Consider the following 10,832-nt stretch of genomic DNA (forward strand, 5'->3'; position numbering starts at 1 on the left):
AGCGCGCGGTGGCGCCCAAGTATCGCCACCCGCAAACCGGAGAAACCTGGAGCGGCCGCGGCAAGGCGCCGCGCTGGCTCGCTGCCGAAGAAGCCGGCGGCGCCACCCGCGAGAGTTTTCTTATCAAGGAATAAAACCTATTCCTCAGTAAGAAATAAAACGGCGCACCATTATGGTGCGCCGTTTTTATTTTAGGAAACCGCCACAGAGGACCTTCCCAGCTCAACGCGCGGGAAATTGAATCTCTCGTTCAGCACCGTTATTGCCCGGGAAATTGTCGAATATGGCGCGCACCAGATAGGGCATGGTGCGAAGCAAATCATCGCGCTCGCTCAATATGAAGGCGGTTGAACGGTAAACCTCGGCACCGCCCTGCTGCGTATCCCGTATGAAGAGCGACAGCGAATTGCGCTGGACCACCATGGGCACGTCGACCCAGTCCGGGCCCCAGAAACCCGCGCCCATACCCCATGGTCCTGGCCCATAGAAACCGCCATAGCCGCCATAGAAATACGGATCGTACGGACGGCGCACCATGACCTGCGTCTGTGTGGTGCCATAACGGAACGACACCTCGAAGCGAGCCTTTACGCCTTGACGGGCTTCGACCAGCCCCGTGGCGCCGATTCCCGCGCGCACCATGTCCTGGAACGACTGATATTCAAGATTATTGATTTGCGATGGGTCGGCGGGAACAAACTGGTAGGTCTGACCTTCGACAGCCGCCGGCCATTGCTGAAACGACGTCACGCGAGCCGAGACGGTCGGCGCCGCGCAGCCCGTCAACGTCATTGCCCCCAGGACGGCAAGAATACCGGCCCACCGGCCTAGACTGCTGAACCAAGACGACCTGGACATTTGCAACTCCTTCAGCGCACGACGGCGCCATCATAACGAGCTTTGACATAAGCGCTTGCCAAAAGTTTTCAGGCTAGCCCGTAAGCCCAAGGTTCCGCTCATCGGCCAGCCACTACAATAGCCTTCTTGTTCATACAGGACTGCAAATCCCATGCGCACCGACACGCCCGTTACCGTTTACCGCAAGGATTACCAGCCCTACCCCTACGAAATTCCCGAAGTCGCCCTCGCCTTCGACCTCGCGCCCGACGCGACCGAAGTGCGCTGCACGATGCACGTGCAGCGCAGGCCTGAGGCCAGCGCAGACGCCGCCCTGATCCTGGACGGAGAAGAGTTGGAACTCGTGTCGGTAGGCGTGAATGGCGAGCCGCTGCCCGCCGCCAGCTACCAGCTGTCCGAGCACACCCTCACGCTGCGTGGCCTGCCTGCCGACGCCACGGTTGAAATCGTCAGCCGCTGCGAGCCGTCCGCCAATTCCACCCTGATGGGGCTGTACGTGTCAGGCGGCAATTTCTTCACGCAATGCGAGGCCGAAGGCTTCCGGCGCATTACGTGGTTTGCCGACCGCCCCGACGTCATGTCGCGTTATCGCGTGACGCTGCGCGCGCAGCCCGAGTATCCCGTGCTGCTGTCCAACGGCAACCTGATCGCCTCGCGCCAGCTGCCCGACGGCCGCAACGAGGTCGAATGGGAAGATCCGTTCCCCAAGCCCTGCTATCTGTTCGCGCTGGTGGCGGGCAATCTCACGCATCGTGAAACCACGGTCAAGACGGTCAGTGGCCGCGATGTGCTGCTGCAGGTCTACAGCGACCCCGGCTCCGAAACCAAGACCGAATGGGCGCTGGATTCGCTGGTGCGTTCGCTGCGCTGGGACGAAAGCCGTTTCGGGCTTGAACTGGACCTGGACCGCTTCATGATCGTGGCCGTCCATGACTTCAATATGGGAGCCATGGAAAACAAAGGCCTGAATATCTTCAACGCGGCTTACGTGCTGGCCGATCCGCAGACGGCCACCGACGCGAACTACGAAGGTATCGAATCGGTCATCGGGCATGAATACTTCCACAACTGGACCGGCAACCGCGTCACCTGCCGCGACTGGTTCCAACTGAGCCTGAAGGAAGGCCTGACGGTTTTCCGGGATCAGGAGTTCAGCGCCGACATGATGGCCCGCGACATGGACGCCGCAGCCGCGGCCAGCGCGCGCGCCGTCAAGCGCATCGATGACGTCGTGGCGCTGCGCGCCGCGCAGTTCCCCGAAGACGCCGGCCCTATGGCGCATCCGATCCGTCCGGAAAACTACCAGGAGATCGGCAATTTCTACACGGCCACCGTGTACGAAAAAGGCGCCGAGGTCATCCGCATGCAGCACACGCTGCTGGGCGAGGCCGGATTTCGCGCGGGCATGGACGAATACTTCCGCCGCCACGACGGCCAGGCGGTCACGTGCGACGATTTCGTCGCTGCCATGGAATCGGTTTACGTCAAGCAGCATCCCGGCCGCGACCTGTCGGTGTTTCGCCGCTGGTATCGGCAGGCCGGCACGCCCCGCGTTTCGGTCAGGCTCGATCACGACGCCGCCGCGCGCCGTTGCACTGTGACACTTACCCAGTCGTGCCCGCCCGTCGGCGTCGAAAAGAAGGCCGGCCCGGACTACGTCAAAGCGCCCTTCCACATTCCCTTTGCGATCGGTCTGCTGGACCGCGATGGCAACGCGCTGCCGCTGCGCCATGACGGCGCCGTCGTGGACACCGCGCTGCTGGAACTGACCACGCAAAGCCAGCAATGGGTGTTCGAGGATATCGCCGAACGGCCCGTGCCTTCGCTGCTGCGCGACTTCTCCGCGCCGGTCATCGTGGATTACGACTGGTCCAACGAGGAACTGGCGCTGTTGTCCGCTCACGATGGCAATCCGTTCGCGCGTTGGGAAGCCGGCCAGGAACTGGCCACCCGCCAGATTCTGGCGCTGGCGGACGCCCGCCAGGCGGGCCGTACGCTGCACGCCGACGCGGCTTTCATCGACGCCTGGCGCGCATTGCTCACCGATCCCGCATTGGATGCCGCCTACCGTGCGCGCGCCTTGGCGCTGCCGTCGGAAAAGACACTCGCCGAACGCATGCAGCAGGTGGATCCGCCCGCTCTGGCCGTGGCGCGCGACTTCCTGCGCGCCGAACTGGGCCGTCAACTCCAGACCGAATTCCGCCGCGCCTTCGACGAGAACCAGACGCCGGGCGAGTACAGCCCTGCCCCGATTCCCGCCGGCATGCGCGCGTTGAAGAATCTGGCGCTCAGCCACCTGATGGCGGCCGGCGAGCCCGAAGCCCAGCATCTGGCCGAACAGCAATACGCCAATGCGGGCAACATGACCGACAGCATGGCCGCGCTGACTGCCCTGATCAATTTCGGACAAGGCGACTTCCCCCAGCAGGCGCTGGCCGCTTTCTATACAAAATGGAGCGCCAATCCGCTGGTGGTGGACAAGTGGTTCGCGTTGCAGGCGGCCGCCCGCTCGACAACCGTGCAGACCGCCCGCGAGCTGATGAAGCACCCGGCCTTCACGCTGCGCAACCCGAATCGCGCCCGCGCGCTGATTTTCCAGTTCTGCCTCAACAACGCCCGCGGCATGCACCATCCGGACGGCTCGGGCTACGCCTTCTGGGCCGAGCAGGTGCTGGCGCTGGACGCGCTGAACCCGGAAATCGCCGCGCGCCTGGCGCGTGCGCTGGACAACTGGTCGCGCTTCGTTCCCACGCTGCGCGCGCCCATGCAGGCCGCGCTTGAAAAAGTGCGCCAGCACGACGGCCTGTCGCGCAACGTGCAGGAAATCGTATCCAAGGCTTTAGAATTCGCCGCATAGGGAGATCCTTTTGAAACGTAAAACACTGACTCAATACCTGGTGGAGCAGCAACGCTCCGCCCAAGCCTTGGCGCCGGAAGTCCGGCTGCTGATCGAAGTGGTGGCGCGCGCCTGCAAGGCCATCAGCCATGCGGTCAGCAAGGGCGCGCTGGGCGGCGTGCTTGGCAGCCTGGAAAGCGAAAACGTCCAGGGCGAAGTCCAGAAGAAGCTGGACGTGCTGTCCAACGAGATCCTGCTGGAAGCCAATGAATGGGGCGGCCACCTGGCGGCCATGGCCTCGGAAGAGATGGAAACCATCCATCTGATCCCGAACCGCTACCCCAAGGGCGAATACCTGCTGCTGTTCGATCCCCTGGATGGCTCGTCGAACATCGACGTGAACGTCTCCATCGGCACCATCTTCTCGGTGCTGCACGCGCCGCATGATGTGTCGGGCGCCCCCGTCTGCGAAGACGACTTTCTGCAGCCGGGCAACAAGCAGGTGGTGGCCGGCTACGCCGTCTACGGTCCGCAGACAATGCTGGTGCTGACCATCGGCAATGGCGTCGTGGGCTTTACCCTGGATCGCGAAATGGGATCGTGGGTGCTGACGCACGAGAACATCCGCGTGCCGGAAGACACCAAGGAATTCGCCATCAACATGTCGAACATGCGGCACTGGGCCCCGCCGGTCAAGCGCTACATCGACGACTGCCTGGCCGGCTCCACCGGCCCGTTGGGCAAGGATTTCAACATGCGCTGGATCGCCTCGATGGTGGCGGACGTGCATCGCATCCTGACCCGCGGCGGCATCTTCATGTACCCGTGGGACGCGCGCGAACCCGGCAAGGCCGGCAAGCTGCGCCTGATGTACGAAGCCAATCCCATGAGCTTCCTGATCGAACAGGCGGGCGGCGCGGCCATCAACGGCACGCAGCGCATCATGGACATCCAGCCTGAAAAGCTGCACCAGCGCGTGAGCGTGATCCTGGGCTCCAAGAACGAAGTCGAACGCGTGGGCCGCTACCACGCCGAGGACGCGGGCAAGTAAACCGCGTCCGGTCGTTTTGCAGCAAAACAAAAGCCCCGGCCATGACAGCCGGGGCTTTTGCCTGATGCAGACAGTAAGGAGTCAGGCTGGCTTACTTGACCTCTTCGATCGACTTCACGTCGTCCTTGTTGATCTGAACCTTCTTGCCGTTCTGTTCGTATTCATACATGCCCGACTTCTTGTCGTATTCGGGCTCGTCGGGCGCTACGGTCGAAGATCCGTCGCGTTGGTTGATAACCGAAGGCGACGAGCATCCGGCCAGTACTCCAACGCCGGTCATCACCAGGGCCAACGTCATGGTCTTCAGGTTCATGGTCGTGTTCTCCGAGTGTTGAATAGTGATTTCACTCTAGCCGAATCAACCCCCGAAATCGTGTCGGGTTGTGGGCAAAATGCTTAAGAACGTAATCGGACCCGGCCCCAATAAAGAAAAATCCCTCTAAGGGCGTGCCTGAGAGGGGTTGCAACCGTATACAAGCGGCAAGCGTGCTTACACCTTGGCGTGCGCCTCGATGAAACGGCGTACGGACGCTTCGTTGCAGTCCATGACTTCGACGCGCTGCGGCAGCGATTCGAGATCGGCGAGGTTGCCGGGCGGCGTCGCGGGACGGCCAAGCGCTTCCTCGATGGTCTCGGAGAACTTGGCCGGCAGCGCGGTTTCCAGCACGAGCATGGGGATGCCCGGCTCCACGAATTCGCGCGCGACCTTCACGCCGTCGGCGGTGTGCGGGTCGACCAGCACGCCGGTGGCGTCGTACAAGGCGCGAATCGTTGCCAGGCGATCCACATGCGAGCTGGCGCCCGACACAAAGCCATACTGCGACTCGAACTGATCCTTCATGTCGGACAGGTCGAACGCGCCATCACGCGGCAGCGCCGTCCACAGCGCCTTCACGCGATCGGTATCGCGGCCCACCAGATCGAACACGAAGCGCTCGAAGTTGGAGGCGCGCGAGATATCCATCGACGGGCTGGAGGTGGCATACGTCTGCTCGGCGGGACGCGGACGATACACGCCGGTACGGAAGAACTCTTCCAGCACGTTGTTCTCGTTCGTGGCCAGCACGAGGCGGCGGATCGGCAAGCCCATGCGGCGGGCAATGTGACCCGACAGGATGTTGCCGAAGTTGCCCGACGGCACGGCAAAGGACACTTGCTGTCCGGCGCGTTCGGTGGCGCGCAGCCAGCCGTGGAAGTAGTAGACGACCTGGGCGGCAATGCGCGCCCAGTTGATCGAGTTCACGGCGCCCAGGCGATACCGGTTCTTGAAGTCCAGGTCGCCGGCCAGCGACTTGACGATGTCCTGCGCCTGGTCGAACACGCCGCGCACGGCGATGTTGTGAATGTTCTCGTCTTGCAGCGAGTACATCTGCGCACGCTGGAAGGCGCTCATGCGGCCGTGCGGCGACAGCATGAACACCGCGACGCCCTTCTTGCCGCGAAGCGCGTATTCCGCCGCCGAGCCCGTGTCGCCGGAGGTGGCGCCCACGATGTTCAGCGTGGTGCCGCGCTTTTCCAGCACGTATTCGAAGACCTGGCCGAGAAACTGCATGGCCATGTCCTTGAACGCCAGCGTCGGACCTTCCGACAGGCCCAGCAACGACAGCCCGCCGTCGAGCGGACGCAGCGGCACGATGTCCTCGCTGCTGAAGATCTGCGGCGTGTAGGCGGCGCGGGTCAGACGGCGCAGGTCGTCCGCGGGGATGTCCGTGGCGAACAGCGACAGCACTTCGAATGCCAGGTCGGCATACGACAGGCCGCGCCAGGATTCCAGCGTTTCAGCGGAGACCTGGGGCAGCGTCTGCGGCACGGCCAGCCCGCCATCGGGCGCCAGGCCTTCAAGCAGGATGTCGGAGAATTCCAGTGCGGCCATGCCGCCGCGCGTAGAGATGTATTTCATGTCAATGGCTCCACGATGGGCCTGGCTCCCTGGCGAGGGAGCCAAGCTTCATCAGGTCAGGTTCTCCACGCGCAGGCGCGTGACCTTGGACCGCACGAACGGCAGCGATTCGATGCGCTCGATGGCCTGGTTGACGTTGCCTTCCATGGCCTCGTGCGTGAGGAAGATAATGTCCGCGCCGCCGATGTGCGACGGTTGCTGGATCATCGAACCGATGGAAATGCCGCGGTCGGCCAGGATGCGGGCGATGTCTGCCAGCACGCCCGGCTGATCGTCGACGCGCAGGCGCAGGTAGTAGGACGTGCTGACCTGTTCGATCGGCAGGATGGGGGTGTCCGACATGGCGTCCGGCTGGAAGGCCAGATGCGGCACGCGGTTGCCCGGATCGGCGGTGTGCAGGCGCGTCACGTCGACCAGGTCGGCCACGACGGCCGAGGCGGTGGGCTCTTCGCCCGCGCCCTGCCCGTAATACAGCGTTGGGCCGACGGCGTCGCCCTTGACCAGCACCGCGTTCATCGCGCCTTCGACGTTGGCCAGCAGACGCTCGGACGGCACCAGCGCCGGATGCACGCGAAGCTCGATGCCGTCAGGACGGCGCTTGGTGATGCCAAGCAGTTTGATGCGATAGCCCAGACGCTCGGCGTGCTCGATGTCTTCGGCGGCCAGTTGCGAGATGCCTTCGATGTGGGCGCGGTCGAACTGCACCGGCACGCCGAATGCCAGCGAGGCCAGCAGCGTGAGCTTGTGCGCGGCGTCCACGCCTTCCACGTCGAACGTGGGATCGGCTTCGGCGTAACCCAGCCGCTGGGCTTCGGCCAGCACGTCGGCAAACGGCAGGCCGCGCGAACGCATTTCGGACAGGATGAAATTGGTGGTGCCGTTGATGATGCCGGCCACCCACTGGATGCGGTTGGCGGTCAGGCCTTCGCGGATCGCCTTGATGATGGGAATGCCACCGGCGACAGCAGCTTCAAAGTTCACCATCACGCCGCGCTCAGAGGCGGCGGCGAAGATCTCGTTGCCATGCTTGGCCAGCAGCGCCTTGTTGGCCGTAACCACATGCTTGCCGTTGGCGATGGCTTCCAGCACCAGCTCGCGGGCCAGGGTGTCGCCACCGATCAGCTCGACGACGATGTCGATTTCAGGATCGCGCACCAGCGCGTGACCGTCCGTATCCACCACGATGGAATCGCCCACGCGCGCGCGGGCCTTTTCCACGTCGCGCACGGCGGCGCGGGTGACTTCAATGCGGCGGCCAGCGCGGCGGGCGATTTCCTCGGCGTTGCGGGACAGCACGGTCCACGTGCCGCCGCCAACCACGCCAAGACCCAGCAGACCCACCTTCATGGGTTTCATCGCGCCGCCCTCTGCGGGCGGGCGTTGAGGGGAATTCATTTCACTTCTCCATAATCCTGTGCATGAAGCTGTTGCCACCCGATCGCGATGCCGCGGATCCGGCTCCGCCGGTCCGCAGGCATGCCCCCTCTCAGAGGGGGAAGCGCGCAGCGCTGCGGGGGTGGGCACCCATCACTTCAGCAGACCGTCCTTGCGGAACATATCTTTGATGCCGCGCACCGCTTGACGGGTGCGCTGCTCGTTTTCGATAAGCGCGAAGCGCACGTATTCGTCGCCATACTCGCCGAAGCCGATCCCGGGGGACACGGCCACTTTCGCATCCGACAGGACACGCTTGGCAAATTCCAAAGAGCCCATCGCCCGGTAGGGTTCGGGGATCTGCGCCCAGATGTACATGGACGCCTTGGGAATTTCCACATTCCAACCTGCTTCATGCAGGCCGCGCACGAGCACGTCGCGGCGGCTTTGATACTGCGCCACGATTTCGTTCACGCAGTCCTGCGGACCATCCAGCGCGGCGATGGACGCGACCTGGATCGGCGTGAACGTACCGTAGTCGTGATAGCTCTTGATGCGCGCGAGCGCGTTCACGAGCTCGCGGTTGCCGACCATGTAGCCGATGCGCCAGCCCGCCATGTTGTAGCTCTTGCTCATCGTGAAGAACTCGACGGCGACGTCGCGCGCGCCGGGCACCTGCATGATGGACGGGGCCACGTAGCCGTCGAACGTGATGTCGGCGTAGGCCAGGTCATGCACGACGAGGATGTCGTGTTCCTTGGCCAGCGCGACCACGCGCTCGAAGAACGACAGGTCGACGCACTGCGCGGTCGGGTTGCTGGGAAAGCCCAGCACCATCATCTTGGGCTTCGGGATGGATTCGCGCACGGCGCGTTCCAGCTCCTCGAAGAAGTCCACGCCCGGCGTCATGCGCACGGAACGGATATTGGCGCCGGCGATGACGGCGCCATAGATGTGGATCGGGTAGCTGGGATTGGGCACCAGCACGGTGTCGCCGCGGTCCAGCGTGGCCAGCATCAGGTGGGCCAGGCCTTCCTTGGAACCGATGGTGACGATGGCTTCAGAGTCCGGATCGAACTCGACCGCGTAGCGGCGCTGATACCAGTCACAGATCGCCTTGCGCAGACGCGGGATGCCCTTGGACACCGAGTAGCCGTGGGTGGTGGGACGGCTGGTCGCCTCGACCATCTTGTCGACGATGTGCTTGGGCGTCGCCCCATCCGGATTGCCCATCGACATGTCGATGATGTCTTCGCCACGCCGACGCGCCGCCATCTTGAGCTCGCCGGTAATGTTGAAAACGTACGGGGGCAAACGCTCGATGCGAGAGAACTTCCTCATGATGGGAATCCTTAGGGGCGAAAAGGCAAAAAGACCAGGGCGCGGTCGCGCGAAGGGGAAAGGGGGCTTAGAACCGCGCCAGCACACGATTGCAGCGCAGCAAAACCCTGTAATCTAGCGCAACGACGCCTGAGGGGCAAATGGGAAAAAAAAGCCCCTTTTCCCTCGTGGATACGTTGCAACATGCGCCGTGTCCGATGCGCTATTATCAAGCACGTATAGCCGGAGTTTTTATTGAAGCTGCATACCGATCCTGCGACGGCCGCTCTTAACACTGTCACCGCTTACGGCGATGGCTATATCGAGGTCAACCAGGTACGTTTTTCCTCCTCGGTCGCTTTTGGCCCCGAAGGCGAAGTGACCATCTGGCCCGTTGAGTCGCCGGCCGACATTACCTCCTCCCTCTTGCTTCAGGCAGCCGGATTGTCCGAGCCCGCCCGCAACCCCCTGGATTTTCTGGATGCCCCGGAAGCCGCGCCCAGCCGGCCGGCCAACGCGCCCGAAGTCCTGCTGGTGGGCACCGGCGGCAAGCAGCAGTTCCTGCGCCCTGAAGTATTGCGTCCCCTTTTGGCCGTGGGCATTGGCGTGGAAACGATGGACACCCACGCCGCCTCGCGCACCTACAACATCCTGATGGCTGAGGGACGGCGCGTGGTCGTCGCCCTCATCCCGCCCAATGGAGCTTCCAGTCAATGACGCCGAGCATAGGCAAACCCGCCCCGCTGTTCACCGCCGAAAGCACGATAGGCCCCATCAGCCTTGAACAATGCCAGGGGCGGGCCGTGATCCTGTATTTCTACCCCAAGGACAACACGCCCGGCTGCACCACCGAAAGCCAGGATTTCCGCGATCTGCATGGCGACTTCCTGTCGGCCAGTGCGATCGTGATCGGCATCTCGCGCGACTCGCTGAAGTCGCACGAGAATTTCAAGGCCAAGTACGAGCTTCCTTTCCCTCTCATCTCCGACGCCGACGAAACCGTCTGCAACCTGTTCGGCGTCATCAAGCAGAAGAACATGTATGGAAAGCAGGTGCGCGGCATCGAACGCAGCACCTTCTTGATCGACGCCTATGGCGTGCTGGTGCAGGAGTGGCGCGGGGTGAAGGTCCCGAACCACGCGAAGGAAGTCCTGCAAGCCGCCAAGAGCATCGGTTAGCCGCACAGGAAACCCGTCAGGCGCTATAGCCGGCCCAAACAGGAGAGTGACGCATATGCCGCTTCCGAAGTTGCCTACCCGCCCCGCAGCCATCCTGACCTTCCCCTCGGGCGAATCCGCCCGGGCGCAGGCCCGCACGACCAAGACTGCCGCTGCGCGGTCCAACACCCAGGCCGCCCTCGTCGACGACGAGGACGAGTTGCTGGTCCAGCCAGAACTTGATGGTCTGGCGGCGCCGGCGCGCAAGGCCCACATCCCGTCCCCCGCTCACGAAACGCCACCGCCCGCCCCGGCCGCGCCCGCTGCCCGCGCGCC

At 63.5% G+C, this 10,832-nt stretch carries 10 protein-coding genes and 1 pseudogene; 6 read left to right on the top strand and 5 right to left on the bottom strand.

All coding sequences use genetic code 11. The features are described 5' to 3' along the window. Positions 1 to 134, top strand: a 134-nt coding sequence (locus tag B3446_RS11870) for an H-NS family nucleoid-associated regulatory protein (RefSeq protein ID WP_291381226.1), incomplete at its 5' end; no start/stop codon positions are given. A gap of 88 nt (positions 135 to 222) precedes the next feature. Here B3446_RS11870 and B3446_RS11875 read toward each other — a convergent pair. Further along, positions 223 to 858 carry a DUF4136 domain-containing protein gene (locus B3446_RS11875; RefSeq protein ID WP_175124624.1) on the bottom strand — a complete coding sequence of 212 codons (636 nt, stop codon included), beginning with the start codon at positions 856 to 858 and terminating at the stop codon, positions 223 to 225. Positions 859 to 1,009: 151 nt separating this feature from the next. On the opposite strand from B3446_RS11875, the gene pepN reads away from it, so the two are divergent. Continuing rightward, positions 1,010 to 3,715: an aminopeptidase N gene (gene pepN, locus B3446_RS11880; protein ID WP_291381218.1), complete on the top strand. Its 2,706-nt coding sequence runs from the start codon at positions 1,010 to 1,012 to the stop codon at positions 3,713 to 3,715. Positions 3,716 to 3,725: 10 nt separating this feature from the next. Next, a complete protein-coding gene (locus tag B3446_RS11885; protein WP_175124626.1) occupies positions 3,726 to 4,745 on the top strand; it encodes a class 1 fructose-bisphosphatase in 1,020 nt (339 codons plus the stop codon). A gap of 91 nt (positions 4,746 to 4,836) precedes the next feature. Here B3446_RS11885 and B3446_RS11890 read toward each other — a convergent pair whose 3' ends face one another. The 4 genes from B3446_RS11890 to alaC form a co-directional block, all read right to left on the bottom strand. Further along, entirely contained in the window at positions 4,837 to 5,058 is a 222-nt protein-coding gene (locus B3446_RS11890; RefSeq protein WP_056567306.1) for a YgdI/YgdR family lipoprotein, read from the bottom strand. A gap of 177 nt (positions 5,059 to 5,235) precedes the next feature. Then, positions 5,236 to 6,645, bottom strand: coding sequence for a threonine synthase (gene thrC, locus B3446_RS11895; protein WP_291381221.1), 1,410 nt, complete (start codon positions 6,643 to 6,645; stop codon positions 5,236 to 5,238). Between the two features lie 51 nt (positions 6,646 to 6,696). Further along, positions 6,697 to 8,001 (bottom strand): homoserine dehydrogenase, encoded by a 1,305-nt coding sequence (locus B3446_RS11900; protein ID WP_191576680.1) that lies wholly within the window; start codon positions 7,999 to 8,001, stop codon positions 6,697 to 6,699. Positions 8,002 to 8,172: 171 nt separating this feature from the next. Continuing rightward, the gene (gene alaC, locus B3446_RS11905; RefSeq protein ID WP_056567313.1) at positions 8,173 to 9,360 is read right to left on the bottom strand and encodes an alanine transaminase; all 1,188 of its coding nucleotides are present in this window, start codon (positions 9,358 to 9,360) and stop codon (positions 8,173 to 8,175) included. Between the two features lie 234 nt (positions 9,361 to 9,594). Between alaC and B3446_RS11910 the strand changes: the two genes are divergently transcribed. From B3446_RS11910 to B3446_RS11920, 3 genes and pseudogenes are all read left to right on the top strand, one after another. Then, positions 9,595 to 10,056: an Mth938-like domain-containing protein gene (locus B3446_RS11910; protein ID WP_056567314.1), complete on the top strand. Its 462-nt coding sequence runs from the start codon at positions 9,595 to 9,597 to the stop codon at positions 10,054 to 10,056. Then, complete coding sequence (locus tag B3446_RS11915; RefSeq protein ID WP_056567320.1) at positions 10,053 to 10,517, top strand: peroxiredoxin; 465 nt, start codon at positions 10,053 to 10,055, stop codon at positions 10,515 to 10,517. The genes B3446_RS11910 and B3446_RS11915 overlap by 4 nt, the downstream gene beginning before the upstream one ends. A gap of 55 nt (positions 10,518 to 10,572) precedes the next feature. Beyond that, positions 10,573 to 10,832: pseudogene (locus B3446_RS11920) on the top strand (PhoH family protein); the annotation flags it as partial.

The organism is Achromobacter sp. UBA5777 (assembly GCF_002418565.1).
In the GTDB taxonomy this organism is placed as follows: domain Bacteria; phylum Pseudomonadota; class Gammaproteobacteria; order Burkholderiales; family Burkholderiaceae_B; genus Achromobacter; species Achromobacter animicus.